The sequence below is a fragment of the Microbacterium luticellae genome, from assembly GCF_050408645.1.
In the GTDB taxonomy this organism is placed as follows: Bacteria; Actinomycetota; Actinomycetes; order Actinomycetales; family Microbacteriaceae; genus Microbacterium.
Map to the genome: position 1 here is coordinate 31,998 of NZ_JBNTKE010000007.1, position 18,292 is coordinate 50,289.

16 protein-coding genes and 1 pseudogene are annotated in these 18,292 nt (G+C 61.5%); 8 read left to right on the forward strand and 9 right to left on the reverse strand.

The genetic code is table 11. The features are described from left to right. Positions 1–184 precede the first annotated feature (184 nt). Positions 185–2,074 (reverse strand): DNA helicase RecQ, encoded by a 1,890-nt coding sequence (gene recQ, locus ACQUSW_RS13225; protein WP_428932783.1) that lies wholly within the window; start codon positions 2,072–2,074, stop codon positions 185–187. Positions 2,075–2,139: 65 nt separating this feature from the next. Here recQ and ACQUSW_RS13230 point away from each other — a divergent pair, with 65 nt between their 5' ends. The 4 genes from ACQUSW_RS13230 (at position 2,140) to ACQUSW_RS13245 (ending at position 5,638) form a co-directional block, all read left to right on the forward strand. Then, a complete protein-coding gene (locus ACQUSW_RS13230; RefSeq protein WP_428932784.1) occupies positions 2,140–2,442 on the forward strand; it encodes a GNAT family N-acetyltransferase in 303 nt (100 codons plus the stop codon). 31 nt (positions 2,443–2,473) lie between these two features. Then, the gene (locus ACQUSW_RS13235) at positions 2,474–3,019 is read left to right on the forward strand and encodes an ECF transporter S component (RefSeq protein WP_428932785.1); all 546 of its coding nucleotides are present in this window, start codon (positions 2,474–2,476) and stop codon (positions 3,017–3,019) included. A gap of 97 nt (positions 3,020–3,116) precedes the next feature. Further along, a complete protein-coding gene (locus tag ACQUSW_RS13240; RefSeq protein ID WP_428932786.1) occupies positions 3,117–4,790 on the forward strand; it encodes an ABC transporter ATP-binding protein in 1,674 nt (557 codons plus the stop codon). Then, positions 4,787–5,638: an energy-coupling factor transporter transmembrane component T gene (locus ACQUSW_RS13245; protein ID WP_428932787.1), complete on the forward strand. Its 852-nt coding sequence runs from the start codon at positions 4,787–4,789 to the stop codon at positions 5,636–5,638. Before ACQUSW_RS13240 ends, ACQUSW_RS13245 begins: the two co-directional genes overlap by 4 nt. 9 nt (positions 5,639–5,647) lie before the next feature. Here the strand turns inward: ACQUSW_RS13245 and ACQUSW_RS13250 are convergent, their stop codons facing one another. Together ACQUSW_RS13250 and ACQUSW_RS13255 are read right to left on the reverse strand one after the other, a co-directional pair. Continuing rightward, positions 5,648–6,811: an acyl-CoA dehydrogenase family protein gene (locus tag ACQUSW_RS13250; protein WP_428932788.1), complete on the reverse strand. Its 1,164-nt coding sequence runs from the start codon at positions 6,809–6,811 to the stop codon at positions 5,648–5,650. 137 nt (positions 6,812–6,948) lie between these two features. Further along, on the reverse strand, positions 6,949–7,908 hold the full coding sequence (locus ACQUSW_RS13255) for a M15 family metallopeptidase (protein WP_428932789.1): 960 nt from the start codon (positions 7,906–7,908) through the stop codon (positions 6,949–6,951). 123 nt (positions 7,909–8,031) lie between these two features. Here ACQUSW_RS13255 and ACQUSW_RS13260 point away from each other — a divergent pair, with 123 nt between their 5' ends. Then, a complete protein-coding gene (locus ACQUSW_RS13260) occupies positions 8,032–9,099 on the forward strand; it encodes an Rv2578c family radical SAM protein (protein WP_428932790.1) in 1,068 nt (355 codons plus the stop codon). 24 nt (positions 9,100–9,123) lie between these two features. Here ACQUSW_RS13260 and ACQUSW_RS13265 read toward each other — a convergent pair. From ACQUSW_RS13265 to ACQUSW_RS13285, 5 genes and pseudogenes are all read right to left on the reverse strand, one after another. After that, positions 9,124–10,365: pseudogene (locus tag ACQUSW_RS13265) on the reverse strand (DEAD/DEAH box helicase); the annotation flags it as partial. 539 nt (positions 10,366–10,904) lie between these two features. After that, positions 10,905–14,150, reverse strand: a complete 3,246-nt coding sequence (locus ACQUSW_RS13270; protein WP_428932791.1) for an efflux RND transporter permease subunit — start codon at positions 14,148–14,150, stop codon at positions 10,905–10,907. Positions 14,151–14,165: 15 nt separating this feature from the next. Then, a complete protein-coding gene (locus ACQUSW_RS13275) occupies positions 14,166–14,744 on the reverse strand; it encodes a TetR/AcrR family transcriptional regulator (protein ID WP_428932792.1) in 579 nt (192 codons plus the stop codon). A gap of 93 nt (positions 14,745–14,837) precedes the next feature. Beyond that, positions 14,838–15,194, reverse strand: coding sequence for a fluoride efflux transporter FluC (locus ACQUSW_RS13280; protein WP_428932793.1), 357 nt, complete (start codon positions 15,192–15,194; stop codon positions 14,838–14,840). Beyond that, positions 15,191–15,577 carry a fluoride efflux transporter FluC gene (locus ACQUSW_RS13285; RefSeq protein ID WP_428932794.1) on the reverse strand — a complete coding sequence of 129 codons (387 nt, stop codon included), beginning with the start codon at positions 15,575–15,577 and terminating at the stop codon, positions 15,191–15,193. The genes ACQUSW_RS13280 and ACQUSW_RS13285 overlap by 4 nt, the downstream gene beginning before the upstream one ends. A gap of 109 nt (positions 15,578–15,686) precedes the next feature. Between ACQUSW_RS13285 and ACQUSW_RS13290 the strand changes: the two genes are divergently transcribed. Both ACQUSW_RS13290 and ACQUSW_RS13295 read left to right on the forward strand, forming a co-directional pair. Then, a complete protein-coding gene (locus tag ACQUSW_RS13290) occupies positions 15,687–16,532 on the forward strand; it encodes a DUF4097 family beta strand repeat-containing protein (RefSeq protein WP_428932795.1) in 846 nt (281 codons plus the stop codon). A 1-nt stretch (position 16,533) separates the two neighbouring features. Continuing rightward, positions 16,534–17,214, forward strand: a complete 681-nt coding sequence (locus tag ACQUSW_RS13295; RefSeq protein WP_428932796.1) for a PadR family transcriptional regulator — start codon at positions 16,534–16,536, stop codon at positions 17,212–17,214. A gap of 58 nt (positions 17,215–17,272) precedes the next feature. Here the strand turns inward: ACQUSW_RS13295 and ACQUSW_RS13300 are convergent, their stop codons facing one another. Then, positions 17,273–17,824 (reverse strand): universal stress protein, encoded by a 552-nt coding sequence (locus ACQUSW_RS13300; protein ID WP_428932797.1) that lies wholly within the window; start codon positions 17,822–17,824, stop codon positions 17,273–17,275. A 143-nt stretch (positions 17,825–17,967) separates the two neighbouring features. On the opposite strand from ACQUSW_RS13300, the gene ACQUSW_RS13305 reads away from it, so the two are divergent. Then, positions 17,968–18,162, forward strand: coding sequence for a DUF3073 family protein (locus ACQUSW_RS13305; protein WP_428932798.1), 195 nt, complete (start codon positions 17,968–17,970; stop codon positions 18,160–18,162). The last annotated feature ends 130 nt before the right edge of the window (positions 18,163–18,292 follow it).

The window sequence follows — 18,292 nt, forward strand, 5'->3', positions numbered from 1 at the left end:
GCCCCGTGTCCGCACTCACTCTTACGGGCCCACCCCACCCCATTTGTCTGACAGATTCGCATTTGTCAGACAAAAACGCCCGAATCTGTCAGACAAATGCGAATCCGTCGGACAAGTGGAGCCACCGCAAATGAGGGCACCGCCCGGGCAAGGGGCAAGGGGCAAGGGGCAAGGGGGCGCTCGGTCAGTCGTCCGCCGGTGCGGGCACTGACTCTTCGAACGTGGCGATCTCGGAAAGTACGTCTTCGCCGTATGCTTCGAGTTTTTTCGCGCCGATGCCGGTGATTCCCTTGAGTTCGTCGAGGGAGCGTGGGCGCCGTTCGGCGAGGGCCCGCAGTGTGACGTCGGCGAAGACAATATAGGCGGGTACGGATTGTTCGCGGGCCGTTGCCGCACGCCAGGTGCGCAGCGCCTCGAAAAGGTCGCGGTCGGCGTCGTTGAGTGGTGCACCGGCCGATGCCGATCGTTTGGCGACCGCCTGTTTTCGTGATTGGCTGGCCCGCTGCACCACATCGTGACGCAGGTGCACGGCCGTCGATCCTGCTAGCACCTCGGCACTCTTGTGGCTGAGGGTGAGGGTGCCGTAGTCGCCTTCTGTGAGCATGAGGCCCTGCGCCAGCATTTGTCGTACAACGCTGCGCCATTGCGCATCGTTGAGGTCGTTGCCGATGCCGTAGGTGGCGAGTTCTGTGTGCTGAAATTTGCGGATGCGTTCGGTGTCGGCTCCGCGCAGAATGTCGATGAGGTGACTCGCCCCGAACCCCTGGTTACGTTCGCGCCGTAGTCGCACAATTGTTGACAGCAGTTTTTGTGCAGGAATGAGGCCGTCCCACACTTCGGGCGGTGTCGCGCACGTGTCGCAGTTGCCGCAGGCGGAGGTTGATTCGCCAAAATAGGCGAGCAGGTTTTGTCGACGACACGACACCGTTTCGCACAGCGCCAGCATGGCATCAAGGTGGCTGTTTTGGCGCAGTTGGATGGCGCGGTCTCCGCCACCCTGCTGGATAAAACGTCGTTGCTGTACGACATCGCCGAGCCCATAGACCATCCAGGCAACCGAGGGTTCACCGTCACGGCCGGCGCGGCCTGTTTCTTGATAGTAGCCTTCGACTGATTTGGGGAGGTCGATGTGTGCGACAAAACGCACATCGGGTTTGTCGATCCCCATGCCGAAAGCGATTGTTGCCACGATGACCAGGCCCTCTTCGCGTAAGAATCGTGATTGGTGCTCGGCGCGCACCGCGGCATCAAGACCTGCGTGGTAGGGCAGCGCGGCAATGCCCTGCTGCTGCAAATATTCGGCTGTTTGCATCACCGTGTTGCGGCTGAGGGCATACACAATGCCCGATACGGGGCCGTCCACCGACTGTGAGCGGATAAAAGACACCAGTTGGCGCCGCACCTCGACCTTGGGTTCGATGCGGTAGTGAATATTGGCTCGGTCAAAGCTCGCCACAAAATGGCGCGCGCTGGCCAGATTCAGCCTCTCGGTCATTTCACGGTGCGTGTGCTCTGTCGCGGTCGCGGTCAACGCCATGCGGGGCACACCGGGGAAATGCTCTGCCAGGTCTCCGAGCGCCAGATAGTCGGGCCGAAAGTCGTGACCCCACTGCGATACACAGTGGGCCTCGTCAATAGCGATCACGCTGAGTGATCCCTGCCGCAAGAACTCGCGCATTCCCGGCTGCGAGAGTCGCTCGGGGGCAACATAGAGCAGGTCGAGTTCGCCCTGCCGGTACTGGTCTTCTACCCGCGCCCGTTCGTCTGGGCTCTGGGTCGAGTTGAGGTAGGCGGCGCGCACACCCCACGCTTCGAGCGCTTCGACCTGATCGTGCATGAGCGCGATGAGGGGGCTCACGACGAGTCCGGTGCCGGGCCGCACGATCGCCGGGATCTGGTAGCACAGGCTTTTACCGCCGCCGGTGGGCATGAGTACGATCGCATCGCCTCCTGCACACACGTGTTCAATGATCGGCTGCTGGTCGCCACGAAACTCGTGATATCCGTACACTCGCCGCAGCACATCGTGCGCGGCACGAGAACGGTCGGCATCAATAGTTGCGGGGGAAGACATATGTCAACAGTAGTGACCGCAGCGGGCATCCCGCGTAGGTTGGGGAGAGAGACAAAGGAGAAGCCATGCCCGACGTCACGGTTACGAACAACGAAGAGTTGACCCGCTACGAAGTCCACTCCGACGGCACACTGGCAGGATTCGCCGAGTACAGTCGTCGCGCCGGCAGCATCCGGTTTACTCACACCGAGGTCGACCCTGCGTTTCAGGGGCGCGGGTTAGCGCAGACGCTGGCTCAGGAGGCATTGACCGACGCCGCGGCATCCGGCGACGAAATTGTGCCACTGTGCCCTTTCATTGAAAAGTATTTGCGCAGCAACGACATTCCTGGTGCGCAGGTGCGCTGGCCACAGCGCCCGCAGCAGTAGCGCAGCCGCGCGATCCGGGTACGCTAATCGAATGACCACCCGTCCCGCGCTCACCACGCGCACACTGCTGATCTGTGCCGCTATCGGTGTCGCCACCGGAATTATTGGCGGTGTGGCGGGGCTGTTAACGCCCGTGGTGATCGTGGCGGTGCCTTTTGTTTATGGGCTCGTTTTAGGTTCGCACGTGCTGCCGGGCATTATCGCGCAGGAGGTGTTGCGGCTGCCGCTGGTGGCCCTGCTCACCCATGTCATGGCGGCGCTTGTCTCCAGCGCCTTCAACCCGGCCTGGGCGATGCGTTTCATCGGCACTGCACTGCTGTTCGGCGCTATTCAAGAAGGCGTTGCGGCCCTCACGAGATACCGGGCCTGGGGCGCGTGGCGCTTTTTTATTTCTGCTGCCATCATCGGCATTCTCGTTGCGGTCGTCGTATTTTTTGCCGTAGACCTGGCGCGTTTTGCCCCATGGGTGCAGGTTAGCTACCTCATTATTTCGGTTCTCGGCCCCGTGGCGTGGACGGCCGCAGGGCTCGCCACCGGGCAGGCGCTGCGTCGCGCTGGAGTCGCCGCAGGTCGCTAAGGCTAGCCTTAGCTAAAACTCGCGAAGTTAGCTAAAATATGGTGCACCATCCATTACTCAAGGGGTTTCTGTGCGCCCAGCTGCGCCACTTCTTCGCGTGCGTGATCTGTCTCTGACTCACGACGGCGCAACGCAACCCCTCCCCCGAAACATTAGTTTCGATGTTCACGCCGGTGAGTGTGTTTTGCTTTTGGGGCCGAGTGGTTCGGGTAAGTCGACGCTAACTCTCGCGCTCAATGGTCTTATTCCGCACGCGGTGAATGCCAGCATGCAGGGCAGTGTCGAGGTGTGTGGGGCCGATACGGCACACACGGCGGTGGCTCAGTTGGCGACGCATGTGGGCATGGTTTTTCAGGATCCGGATGCGCAGATTGTGACGGGTTCGGTGTTTGATGAGGTGGCGTTCGGGCCCGAGAATCTGCTGCTGCCTGCTCACGAGGTTGTGGCGCGTTCCGAGCAGGTACTGCGCCGTTTAGGTTTGTGGGATCGCCGCCACAGTAACCCCGACAACCTGTCGGGCGGGGGGCGTCAGCGCCTTGCGTTGGCGTGCGCGTTGGCGTTGCAGCCGCGCGTGCTTGTGCTCGATGAGCCGACCGCGAATCTTGACCCGCAGGGGGTCGACGAGGTTTATCGTGCGCTGGCCGATCTCACTTCCGGTGGCGACAAAGCCATTGTGCTGATTGAACACAAGCTCGATGCGGCTGTTGAGATCGCTACGCGCGTGATGGTGCTCGATCACAGTGGCGAGCTGGTGTTGGATGGCCCGCGCGACGAGATTTTGCGTGGCCATGCGCAGACTCTCGCCAACCTGGGGGTGTGGCTGCCAGAAGCAACGCTGGAGGCCCTGCGGTTACGTGAAGAGGGCGCGGTTATCGATCGTTTGCCGCTGACGTCGGCTGAGCTTGCGATGGTGCCTGCAGCGCAGCATCCGGAGTCATCCGTCCCGCACACGCCGCGGTCACAGTCGATGACTCCGGATGCTACTGCCCCGCCGATCATCACGGTGCGCGGCCTTACCGTGAGCCATGGTCGGGGCCGTGCCCGCACCGAGGTGTTGCACGGGGTTGATCTTGACATCGCCGAGGGGTCGTTTACGGCCCTGGTGGGCGCGAACGGGGCCGGAAAAACAACGCTCATGCAGGCTATTGCCGCCGTGCAGCCGCCACCGCGGGGCCATATTATGCTCGACGGCATTGATCCGGGTCGTGCACGGGCGCGCGATATCGCGGAGCGTGTGGGTTTTGTGTTTCAAAACCCGGAACATCAGTTCATTACCGCGACGGTGTTTGATGAACTGGCGCATGGTTTGCGGCGGCTGCGTTACCCCGCGCCCGAGATTGATGCTCGGGTGACGGCGATGCTTGAGCGTTTTGGGCTGAGCCATAAAGCACAGGAGCACCCGTTTTTGCTTTCTGGTGGCGAGAAGCGGCGACTTTCTGTGGGCACCGCGCTCATTACACGGCCACGGATTTTAGCGCTCGACGAACCTACTTTTGGGCAGGACCGTGCTCGCGCTCGCGCGCTTTTGCAGCTTCTTGACGAGGTACGCAGCGACGGCACGACGATCATTGTGGTCACGCATGACATGCAGGTGGTCGCCAACCATGCCACGCATATTGCGGTGGTCGACAAGGGCCGTATTGCGGCGGCGGGGGTTGCCAGTACGGTGCTGCACGATAGGGCATTGCAGAACTCAGCGCTGCACACTCTGGGGCTCTATAATCCCGGCCGGATGCCACACAGCCAGGCTTCGGGTGGTGCATCGGCGTGACCGATACAGCGGGGATTCCCACGATCACGGCCGTTCGCGATGCGGCGGCGATTGACCCTTTCTCGGGTGGTCAAAAAACGTCGGGCATCCGGTTTCTTTATCGACTGAACCCACTGGCGAAGTTTGGTGCCGTGATTCCGGCGATGCTGCTTTTGACCTTCAGTCGCGATCTTGCAACGCCACTGGCTTTTCTCGCGCTGTCGTATGTGCTTCTGCTGGTGGGTGCCCGGTGGTCGGCTATTACCGTGACCGTGTTGCTGGTTGCTTTTCCGCTAGCCGTGGTGGTTATCGGCCTGGGTTTTTCGCTGTGGGTTGACCCGGCGCAGGTAGCACAAACACCGGCGCTGCTGGCGGTGGGGCAGTGGACGCTACATGTGGGGGCCCTACCGATAGGTTTTGCTACCGCGCTGCGCCTTGCCGCGATTGCGGCGCTCGCTCTCATTGGTGGGCTCACAACGACCGGGCCCGATCTGGTGCGCTCCAGCGTGCAACAGCTACGCGTGCCCTATCGGGTGGGCTATGCAGCGCTGGCGTCGTACCGTTTTGTACCGCGGTTTGGGCGTGAACTGGCCGCTATTCGTGCAGCGCACCGTGTGCGCGGGGCCCATGGTGGCCGCGGCCCGATTGCACGAATGGCACGCGCCGGCAGCTATGCTGTGCCGTTGCTGGCGAGCGCTATTCGACATGCCGAGCGGGTGGCACTCGCGATGGATTCGCGTGCTTTTGGCGCATACGCAACGCGCACGGAACGCTATGTGATGCCGTTCCGTGCGCGTGACGTCGTGTTTATTGTGATTTTTCTTGCGATCACCGCCGCGTGGGCGGTGCTGTTTACTTTCGCGGCTTAGTGTCGCGATTTAGCGTTTGCCCGCAATTTTGCGGCTCACAATATCGCGCATGATCTCGTTGCTGCCACCGTAAATGCGGTGCACGCGGGCGTCAAGGAAGGCCCGCGCGATGGGGTATTCCATGATGTAGCCGTAGCCTCCGTGCAGTTGCACGCACGTGTCGAGAATTTCCCACTCGCGTTCTGTCGTCCAGAATTTGACCTTTGCTGCCTCTTCGGCGCTCAGTGCACCGTCTTTGTAGATGAGCAGCGCGCGGTCAATGTATGCCCACAGGGCGTCGAGCGTGGCGGCGATGTCGGCCAACTGGAATCGTGTGTTTTGGAAGTCGATCACGCGTTCGCCAAAAGCTTCGCGTTCTTTTGTGTATTCGACTGTCCAGTCAAACCCAGCCTGTGCTGCTGCGGCGGCGGCAACTCCGATCGAGAGGCGTTCGAGCGGCAGGTTCATCATGAGCTGCACAAAACCGAGGCCTTCTTTACCGCCGATGAGGTTCTCTTCGGGCACGAACACGTCTGTGAACGACAGTTCTGCTGTGTCGTGGCCGTGGAACCCCATCTTGCTGAGGGTTTTGCCGTGGTCAAAGCCTTCCATGCCGCTCTCGAGGATGAGGAGGCTAAATGCTTCGGGCCGGTTACCGTCGCCGGTTTTGACGAAGGTAACCACCATGTCAGCGGTTTTGCCCGAAGAGATAAAGGTTTTCGCACCGTTGACGATGTAGCCGCCATCAGTCTTTTTGGCTGTGGTTTTAATGCCACGCAGGTCGCTTCCTGCGCCGGGTTCGGTCATGGCCAGTGCACCGAGGATTTCACCGGTGGCCATTCCGGGAAGCCATTTTTGCTTCTGCTCGTCGGTGCCCATGTGCACGATGTATGGCACAGCGAGGTCGTCTTGAATGCCAAAGGCTCCGGCGAGTGATCCGGCTCCGACCGCGATGGTTTCTTCGTTTACCACGGCACGGAATCGGTAGTCTTGCAGCATTCCGGCGCCGCCGTACTCTTCGGGTACCGACAGACCGATCAGGCCTGCTTCGCCGGCGGCCCGCATAGTGTCGCGGTCGATCTCGCCCGCGGCATCCCAGCCTTCACGGGCTTCGTTGGTGGCATAGCGGGCGAGGAACTCTTTTACCAGGCCGCGGAATGCTTCGTGGTCTTCGTCGTAGATATCGCGTTCCATCGCGAACCTCCCAGTCGATGTTGTGCGTCGTCGCACCCGCGAGTCTAGGCCGCGGTGGAGTGTTCAGGAAGACCTTTGTGAGAATGCGTTCCACAAATGCTGAGACTCAGTACCGCGATTGTCGGATGCCTCTAGCCTCACCATTCATCGATGTAGTCGGGCGCATCGGGCAGGCCAAAGAACTTTTCTAGCGACGTGAAGCCGCCCTCGTGGTAAGCGCGCGCCAGCTCTTTGCCCACAAAACGCAGGTGCCATGGTTCGGGTTCATAGCCAGTGATGCCCTGTTGCCCGTGGTCGTAGCGCACAATAAATCCATAGCGCCAGCCGTTGTCGGCAACCCATCGCCCTGTGGCGGTATCACCAAAGTCGAGAATGCCACTGCAGTGGGATTCACATGCGAGAACATCGGCGGCCAGTCCCGTTTGGTGCTCACTGTGCCCGGGGCGAGCCGATTGCGCTTCGGCCTCGGCGATTCCGAACTGGTCAATATGCGACTGAAAGTTTTGCACTTGCACGGCATGCGAACGATATCCACTGCCGAGCACCACTTCGCCGTGGCCCGCATCCTGCGCAGCTTTCGACAGCTGATTGAGCGCCTCCGTCACGTCGGCGCGCAGGTAATCACCATCGCCCTCGCGAATGGCGGCCGGGATCGCCAGCGGCTTGGGCGCATAATTTTGCGGCTCAAGGGAGCGCCGCTTGTTAACGACGAGCCACAACCGCTGCGGTTCGTTCAATGAGATGCAGTCAGCGTCGCCCGCGACAATCGCATCACGAAAAGCACGGCCGCCACCCCACGCGGCAACAACAGCGTCGTCATCTCCGGATGCCAGTAGCTCGGCAATCTCTGGACTGTCGCACGGTGCCACATTCTCGGTTTGCACAATTGTGACGGGCGGCAGCGCGGCCGCTGCCGCGGGCGCAGGCGGGAGTGCCGCAGCAATGGGCTCGGGTGGCATCGGTGCTGTCAGCAGCGCCCATAACACCCCGGCAACTGTAACGATGAGCCCCACAGGCATCCAGATACGCCACAGTCGTGCAGTCTGCGCGCCGGGTTGACGGGCATGCAGAGCTGCGTGCGGATCGGGGTGTGCCACTTATCTATTGTTACCAATTCGGTCCAAGACAGCGAACTGAAAAATCGTCAACAACGAACAGAATTACTAACCTTAACGCTAAGGCGGTTGACAGCTATACGTATTTTTGTTCGAATAGCTGACATGCGATGGCAGGGGCAAAACGTAGGTGACCGCGACATCAATGCGCTTCCCGGGCTCGAGAGCCGGGAGGGCATGGTGCGCTCGGTGACGACGCCAGAGTTTGCCGGAATGACTTTTCATGAGGTACTCGCCAAGTCGGCACTCAATCATGTGCCGGGTAGTTCACGCATGCCGTATAGCTGGACGATTAATCCCTATCGCGGATGCAGTCACGCCTGCGTGTACTGTTTCGCACGCGGCACGCACACCTACCTCGACCTCGATGCGGGCAATGATTTCAACTCGCAGGTGATCGTGAAGGTCAACATTGTTGATGTCTTAGAAAAAGAGTTGCGACGCAGCACCTGGCAGCATCCGGTGGTGGCTTTGGGCACCAATACCGATCCGTATCAGAGAGCCGAAGGCCGGTATTCGCTCATGCCGGGCATTATTCGTGCTCTTGCCGATTCGGGAACCCCAATTTCTATCCTCACAAAAGGCACACTCATCCGCCGAGACATTCGTCTTCTTCGTCACGCGGCTGCGTCTGCCCCCATCGATGTACAAATGTCGATCGCGGTCTTTAACGATGAACTGCAACAGTCGTTAGAACCAGGCACGCCGCAAACGCAGGCGCGACTCGACACCGTGCGCGCGCTGGCAGACGCCGGGTTTCGCGTGGGCGTTTTTCTGATGCCCGTGCTGCCCCACCTCACCGATAACGAAGAAGAGCTCGACTCCGCACTCGCCCGCATCCGTCAGGCCGGAGCCCACCACGTTATTCACGGCGCCCTCCACCTGCGCCCGGGGGTCAAGCCCTGGTTTATGCAGTGGCTAGCGGCTGCCCGGCCCGATCTGGTTGCGGCGTACCGCGGGCTGTATCCGGGGGCGGCAGCAGAAGCCCCTCGGTCCTACCGCGAACTATTGTCGCGCCGCATCCGGCCCCTCATCCGGATGCATGGGCTTGCGCCTCGTTCCAGCGGCACAGGGTATCGTCGCGGCATCGACCGCACACCGGCAATGGCCGGGCAGCAACCGCTCTTTGGTGATGCTCCCCGCGCCGGCACCGCGCAGCCGCGTTTGTTTTAGCGCGCGCCGTCTGCGCGGCGTGCGCTAGGCGGTCAGCATCGCGAGTGTCATCCGGCCCGCGATTTCGTCGATCACGTCGTCGCCCGGCCGGGCCTCGACAAAGGGAGCGGCGATTTCTGCGCGCGAAAGTAGCTCGCCGAGCTTGCGCCGACGAGCACGGCCCACGAGTGTAACGACCGTGCCCTCACGCCCTGCCCGGCCGGTGCGGCCTGCCCGGTGCAAATATGTTTTGTATTCATCGGGAGCATCGGCCTGCACCACCAGATCAATATCGTCAACGTGAATACCACGGGCAGCAACATCGGTCGCGACCAGAACATCAACCTTGCCCGAGGTGAACTTCGCCAGGTTGCGTGTGCGTTTAGCCTGCGTCAAGTCACCGTGCAAAGCCACCGCGGGCACCCCGGCAGCAATGAACTGCTCGGTCAACATCTCGGTATAGGCGCGTGTACGCGAGAACACGAGGGTGCGGCCCTCGCGGTCAACGAGCGACGCCAGAATATCGGCCTTGTCGCGATGCTCAACAAGCAGCACGCGGTGATCGATCGTGCCCGAGTCTTGGTCTTCGCCGGCAACCTCAAACACGGCCGGGTCGACAAGAAACTCATTCACCAGGCTCGCAACCTCGCGGTCGAGCGTGGCCGAGAACAGCAGTTTCTGGCTGTCGTCACGAGTCTTTCGCAGAATACGCTGCACGGGTTCGATAAAGCCCAGCTCACACATATGATCACCCTCATCAAGAACAGCGATCTGAACGTGCGAGAGGTTGAGTTTGCGCTGCTCGACGAGGTCTTCTATCCGCCCGGGCGTGCCAATAACAATGTCGACGCCCTTTTTGAGTGCACCCACCTGGCGGGCCTGCGGCACGCCACCATAAATTTGTGTCGTAAACAGGCCCACACTGCGTGCAATGGGCTGCACGGTGCGGTCAATCTGTAACGCGAGTTCACGCGTGGGGGCCAGGATGATGGCGCTCGGTGCGCGCCCCTGCTGACGTTTCTGGCCTGCCTGTGAGCGCAACACGGCTTCGACCAGCGGCGCCCCAAAAGCAATAGTTTTACCCGACCCGGTACGACCACGACCCAAAACATCGCGGCCCTCAAGAATCGCAGGAATCGTCGCCGCCTGGATAGGAAACGGCGCATGTGCGCCCATGTTCGCGAGCGTCTCGGTGATGTTCGATCCGAGACCCATATCGGCAAAGCTGACCTCGGCAACATCCGTCGCCTGTACGGCCTTGGCCCGCAGGCGCTCGTGCACCACATCATCACCGTTCGAGGCGCTGCGCGGCTTCACGTAACGTTCGCGTTCGCGCTCACCACGGCCGTCTCGCTGCGCTGTCTGCGTGCGCGGACGCTTATTGGCTGGTTCGAACGGCTCCGAACGGCGGCCGGAACGCGAATGGTCGCGAATAGCTTTCGCCTGCGCCCGCCCCTCCCGCTGTTCAGGTGTCAACCGATTTTTACGGGGCGTTTCGGTATCTTCTTCGCGATAGCCACGATGGTTGCGGCTCGGACCGCCAGGCCGCTTACGGCCGGTGGACTTCGCATAGCGCGGATCGAAATTGCGGGCGGGGCGACCGCCCTTAGGGTGTCGTTTTTGTGACATGGCAAATAACCTCAGGGGCTCTTCGAATGATGGTTCATGAACGAACACTTCGTTCACCATCGGCCCCTAGGCTGCACAGTAGATTCCGCGAGCGCGGTTCGCCTGAAGCCGACACCCCAGTGTAGAAGGCGCCGCTGAGAGCCCGCCCACAGCGTTCGGGGCGGGGCGGGCTCGTAGCATCCGGCTCTTATTCGCTGCTATTCGACCTCGTTGGCGTCGGGAAGCTGCTGCGCGCGCAGTTCTCGACGTGTGAGGGGTCGGCCGCTGTGGCTCTCTTCTGCCCCGGATGCAGCAGTGCCAGCAACCTCTGCAGGCACGGCCTCGCTCCCAGCGTCGTCCGCACCATCGTCAACAGCGTCGTCGTCCGCCTCGCCCCCATCGTGCGGGGTGCGCCGCTGTTCGCGTCGCTCGCGTGCGCCTTCGACCAGGTTGTAGAGGGTGGGGAGCACGAGCAAGGTCAGGAAGGTCGACGAGATGAGTCCGCCGATCACCACGATCGCGAGGGGCTGCGAGATAAAGCCGCTGTGGCCGGTAATTCCGAGTGCCATGGGTGTGAGCGCAAAGATTGTTGCCAGCGCGGTCATCAAGATAGGGCGTAGTCGTCGTGCACCACCGGCCACGGTGGCGTCGTGGGCGGTGAGCCCCTTTTCTCGGTACTGGTTGACGAGGTCGACCAGCACAATAGCGTTGGTCACGACGATGCCGATGAGCATGAGCACACCGATCAGCGAGGCAACACCAAGGGGCACGCCGGTGATGATCTGCAACAGAATGGCACCGGTTGCGGCGAAGGGCACCGAGATGAGCAGCAACAGCGGCTGGCGCAGCGAACGGAATGTGGCCACCATCACGATGTAGACGATGAGAATGGCCGCGAGCATGGCGAGGCCCAGCTGCGAGAAGGCGTCTTGCTGCTGGGTGACCACGCCACCCAGTTCGGCGGTGGCACCGGCGGGCAGATCGGCATCGTCGAGCACTGTGGTGACTGCTGCGGCGGCAGCGGTGAGGTCGTCACTATCGGGCGTGACCGTTACCGTGGCGGTGCGAAGCCCCCGCTGTGTTGTGATCGATGCGGGGCTTTCACTTTCTACTACCGAGGCAACATCATCGAGCCGCACAAGACCAAAGGGGCTGGGAAGCACAAGGTCTTTGAGCTCTGACACCGTCTGCGGGGTGTCTTTCGACTGCAAATATACGGTGAGGGAGGCATTGTCGATCTCGACCGTACCCACCTGCTGCGGGCGCATCGACTGCGAAACAACCGACCCGACCGCGACCTCGGAGAGCCCGCGCTGCGCTGCGGCAGCTCGGTCAACCTCCACCGCAATATAGGGCAGTGATGCCGCCAGGTTGCTGGTGACTTGACGCACGCCATCGGCGTTTTTGAGTGCGGCGACAACGCCGTCGGTTGCTTCGTTCAGCACCGCGGCATCCGGGGCCGTCACGTCGATTTCGATGTCGGAGCTGGCAAAGCCTTCTCCAGCACGCAATGCCACCTCACCGACATCATCGAGCCCTGCCACAGCCTTGTGGATGTTCTGGCGCAGGGCGTCTTGGTCGGCATTTGCATCCGTCGTAATCGAGTACGTAATGCCTCCGCCCCCACCACCGAAGGCATCAAGCATCGCCGAACCGCTCGAACCAATCGAAACCTGCACGGTGTCAACGCCGTCGACCTTGCGCAGGGCATCTTCGACCTTCTGTGCGGCTTCGTCTTGCGCGCTCAAGCTGGCAACAGGGCCGAGGTCTTGCGTGACCGTCACCGTGTTTTGACCCGAGTCGCCCAAAAAGTTTTGCTTCATCAGAGGTGCGGCTGCGACCGTACCCACCATCACCAGCGCGGCAATACCGAGCGTCAACCACGAGTGGCGCAGGGTCCAGTTGAGCACGGGAATGTAACTCTTCTGCAGACGTGAAGGAGGGGCATCCGGATGCTCCGCATCAACCACCCGCCCATCGTCGGTCACCAACTCACGGCCGGGCTTTAAGAACCAGTAGGCAAGCACCGGCACAATCGTGAGTGCAACAAGCAGCGAGGCACCCATCGCGATCGTGACAGTCAGGGCGAAGGGTCGGAACAGTTCGCCGGTCATGTCGCCCACGAACGCGATCGGCAAGAACACGGCGACCGTCGTGATGGTTGATGCTGTGATGGCCGCGGCAACCTCGCGCACGGCAAGAATGATCGACTCGCGCTTATCGGCATCGCCCACGTAATGCCGTTTAATGTTTTCAATCACCACGATCGAGTCGTCTACCACGCGGCCAATCGCGATTGTGAGAGCACCGAGGGTCAAGATGTTGAGCGAATAGCCGAAGGCCTGCAGCCCCACAAACGTGATGAGCACGCTGGTGGGAATCGAGATCGCCGTCACAAGGGTCGAGCGCACCGACAGCAAGAACACCAGAATCACAAGGACGGCAAAAACCAGCCCCAGCAGGCCCTCCTGCGCGAGAGCTTCGATCGACTGCTGCACATAGGGTGCCTGGTCGAAGACGATTGTAAACGTGCCGCCCTCCAGGGTGTCTTGCAGTTCGGGCAGTATGTCGAGCACCGCGTTCGACACATCAACGGTGTTAGCTGCGGGGAGTTTCGTGACCGAAACGCTCAGCGCCGGCTCGCCATTCACGCGCGAAATCGATGTGACCGGGTCGCTCTGCTGGGCAACATCGGCAACATCGGCCACCTTTGCGTCACTGCCCACGAGCGGTAGCGCAGCAATGTCGTCAACCGAGGTCAGTTTGACGCCGGTTTGCACCGTGAGCGTGCGGTCTTCTTCGGTGATGTCACCACCCGGCATGAGCACGCCGTTTTGCTGCAGCGCATCACGCAGAGCCTGAGCAGAAAGCCCACGCTCGGCAAGCTTTTCGTTATTCGGGGTGATCGTGATGCGCTGCCCCTGCCCACCCACGAGGGCTGCGGCATTAACGCCCGGAAGGTCGTCGAGCTTGGGAATGACATTGGTTGCGATGCGCTGCTGCATACCCTCAGCGTCGTCGCCACTAAAACCGGTCACCGCCAGCTGAATGACCGGAAAGTCGTCAATGCTCGCCGTGACCACCTGCGGTTCAACACCGTCGGGCAGCTGCGACGAGATGCGTCCGATAGCCTGGGTAATTTTTTGTTCCGCCGTGGCCAGATTCGTGCCATAGGTAAACGATGCCTGTACCATCGACGCACTCGTTGTGCTGGTCGCCGAGGTTGCTTCGAGCCCCGCGACACCCTGAATAGCGGCCTCGATCGGCGTCGACACATCGTTTTCGACGACGGCGGGCGATGCCCCCGGATAGGTCGAGACGATCGCTAACTGCGGAAACTCAATCGAGGGAATGAGTTCTTGTTTGAGCGAGTTGAGTGCGAGCCCACCAAAGATGGCGGCCACGATCGTGATGAGCGCGATCAGTGCGCGGTTGCGCAAACTGAGTACGGCAAGTTTCGACACGGTATCTCTTTCGGGCTAGGCGGTGGCGTCGGTGGAGCACTCGTGCGGGGTGAGGATTCCTCGCAGTGCCATTTCGATGGTTGAAAGCGCTGGCGGCCCCTCATGAATATGTGAGTACCAGAGCAGGCCATCAATAAAGATGGCCACAGCGCGGGCCCTTTCGGGCCCGTAGTCGGATTCAAAAAACTGTGCCATTTGGCGTGACCATTCGCGGGCGATCTCACGCAGTTTTGGGTCTCTAATAGCCGCGGTAACCACAGCACGATCGGCTTGCATTTCGGGCGCAGCGCTGAGCACGCCGTGCAAGAGCGTGGCCAGGGGCTGTGGTGCAGTGCCGTGTCGTGAAAGGTCGTCGCGAACAACATTCATCTGCTCATCAACGTGAGCAACCAGCAGTGCGAGCGCGGCAGCGCGCAGGTCATCGAGGGTCGCGAAATACTGCGTGGTCGACCCGAGTGGCACCTGCGCGCGGGCAGCTACCATGCGGTGCGTAATGGCGTCGACGCCGACCTCGACGATCAGTTCGGCAGCCGCGTGAACGATGGCATCGCGACGAGCCCCCGGATCACGGCGGCGGCGTTCTGAGACTGTCATTTTCCCCCGAAAATTGCCCCTGGCATGCAGCGTGTACATTTGTACACTACCTGTCGCGGCTCAGCCTGAACGTTTTATCAGCGGCATCCGGTTTTATAACCGCGCAAGACCCAGCCCGAGCGCCGCGGCAGCCACCGCGAGCACCAGCATTCCCACCGCATTGCCGACCGCTGCCCGGCGTTCACCCTCGCGCCACAGCACGACCGTGTCGACCATCGCGGTGCTAAACGTCGTATATCCGCCCAAGAACCCGACGCCCACAATAAAGAGCGCTTCGGGCACGGCCCCCGCAATAAGGCCCAGCAAAAACGACCCGGTCACGTTGATCACCAGCACACCCCATGGCCACCGGCTCACCACCCAGCGCGACACAGCCGTATCGACCAGATAGCGCAGCGCCGCTCCCATGCCCCCGGCGGCAGCAGCAGCGCACAGCACCAGAAGGCTCACGGCGTGCCCGCCCGAGGTCTCCGGCGCGCAAACGATTCCCCTACCCGCACGCCCGTATACGCAGCCAGCAGCCCCGCCACCACGCTTCCAAGAGCAAAAACAGTCGACCACGCCGGATGCTGCTGCCACAGCTGCACTACATCCACAGCGAACGCACTATATGTCGTGAATCCACCCAGCACACCCGTGCCGACAAACAGGCGCCACGGCAAACGCTGCAGGTGCATGATGAGCACGCCGAGCACGAAAGACCCGAGAACGTTGACGATGAGTACGCTGAGCGGCCCGCGAGCGGCATCCGGAAGCAGCTGATCGATGGTGATGCGCGCGCCCGCGCCGATTGTGCCACCGGCGGCAACGAGAAGCGCACGCAAAAGAATCACGGGTTAACATTACCGAACCTCGCCAATCGCGATATATCGTGTTATTGTTGCACTCGCGATATATCGCGATCCCTGAAGTTCTTCATAACCCCCGACACCAGGAGACAACATGAACGAGAAATGGCTCATCACACCGGGAGAAACCCGCACGATCAGCATCGAACAGGCGCGCAAAGTCAAAGCAAGTCTCGCCGGCGGCCAAATCGACGTCATCGCCCACGACGAACCACACATCTACCTCGAGGTACACAGTGTGACCGGGCACGACCTGCGCATCGAATGCGATGGCAAACAGCTCACCATCGACCACCCGCAAACCTCGTGGGACAACATTCTGCGCGTCTTTCGCAGCTTCACCTCCGACAGCCCCCGCGCACACATCAGCCTTGCCGTGCCCCGCACAACCGCACTCACCCTCGGAGTCGTCAGCGCCCAAGCGCTCATCAGCGGCCTGCACTGCGACGCACGCCTCAACGCTGTCTCGGGCGAACTGATCATCGACCACCACACGGGCGACATCGCCGTCAACACCGTCTCGGGAGACGTTCACGTGCGTGCTGCCACCGGAACACTGCTTGTCAACGCCGTCTCGGGCGATGTCACCGCCACCGGCCAGCTGCGCCGCATCACCGCCGACACCGTCTCGGGTGCCGTACTCATCGACGCCGTAGGCACCGTCGATTCTGTCTCGATCAACACCATTTCGGGCGCAAGCACCGTGCAACTCGACAACGACTACGCCGCCAACTATGTTCTGCGCACCATGAACGGGCGCATCACCGTCGATGGTTCAGAGCAGAACGCCTCGGGTCCCACCTCCTATACGGCACAGAAGGGCGAACTAGCGGGATCCTTCGTTGACCTGCGGGCCAACTCGGTCACCGGCGCGATCACCGTACTGCGCCGGGCTGCCGACACCGCCGAACCGACCACGACCGTCACCGAGGAGAACTAGCATGAGCACCCCCGTTTTCTCTCACGGCGACCTGCGCCTATACCTGCTATCGCTGCTCAACGAACAACCCCGCCACGGCTACGGAATCATCCAAGCCCTCGCTGAACGCACCGGCGGCACCTACACGCCCAGCGCCGGAACCGTATACCCGCGCCTCGCGAAACTCGAAGAAGAAGGCCTCGTCACCCGCACCACAGAAGGGCGCACGACCGTCTACTCCATCACCGACACCGGTCGCGCCGAACTGGCCGCCCGCGAAGACGACCTCGAAGGCATCGAAGCCGAACTCGACGACTCCGTGCGCCGCATCGCCGACGAAGTCCGAAAAAGTGTGCAAGAGGCCATGCGCAGCCTGCGCGCCGATTTGGCAGGCAGTGGTTCGGGCGGTTCGAGGTCTGATGCCGGTTCGACTGCTGGGGCTGGGGCTGGAGCTGGGTCTGCGAGCCAGGGGGCAGCAGACGGCATGCCGACGGCGGCGCAGCATCCGGATGCCCGCGTACGAAGCCGCGCCGAACTGCAACGCGCCGACGCAGCCATCACCACGTTCCGCACTCGACTCCGCACCGAACTGCGCACCCACGTTGCGCGCGGCGGGACGCTCACCGCCGACACCGTGACCGAACTCACCACCGCCCTCGACGACATTGCCGACCGCATCACACGGCAGCTGGGCGGCGCTTGAGCGGTGCACATGGTTGCCGGGTTCGGTCGTTCCTTACGGCCTCGCCGACACGCTGCTACTACGCCTCGTTCTCGGGCCAGATTTCGCTGTCGTCGTCAGCCACCGAGTCTTGCTGCGGAATAACAAGAACGGGGCGGTGCTGACGGTGGCTCAACCGAGCCGCCACCGACCCTGTAAAGAACTCACGAATCGATTCGCCCAGGCCCCGCCGACGCGTTCCGACCACGATGAGCGTGGCATCAATACTGTTGGCCAGCTGTTTGATCGCCAAAGCAGGATCGCCAACCAGCTGACGCGCAGTCCACACCAAACCCGAACCGTCGAGAGTCTTTTCGGCCGCCGCCTGCACCTGCGCAAAATCGGCCGCGCCAACGTCAAGATTGAGATCAATCGGCGCCGTATGCACATAACCGTCGGGGTCTTCGTAGGTCACAAACCGCGTGACATCAACATGCACAACAACCAATGCCTTCTGCAGCATTTGCGCATATTTCACAGCCTCGGCCAGCACATGCGGAGGCTGATCCGGCTGTATCGCCGCGATCACCGCGCCGGTCAATTCTGCATCTTGGATGTTGGCGTCATCATGTTCTGGGGCAGTCTCAGACATATGGATCATTCCCTTCCCAGCCGCTAGCACGACCGTGTGCTCTAGCACGCATGCTATCCTGAATGCTACTCTTACCGGTCGTGAACCGGTGTCCTTAATACGCGGGCCAGGACAGCCCGCCGACTCGTTAGGGGGTCTCGCGCATGGGGCGTGGCCGTCAAAAGGCGAAGCACACCAAGATCGCTCGTGAACTCAAGGCGTATAGTCCCGCCGTGAACTATGCGGCGTTGGAGCGGGAGCTGGCGCAAGCTAACAAAGACGACGACATGTACGTCGACAAGTGGGCTGACCAGTATGCCGACGAAGACGAGGACGAAGACACGCTAGAGAACGCGTAAGCGATTCCGCAACCGACCACGTGGTCCCACCGCACTGCCGGTGGGACCACGTGTTTTGTGTACCCGGATGCGAGTCGAGAGCGCTGGCTGCCTCAGGCAGCCAGCGTAGCTAGGTATGCGGCGAGTACGG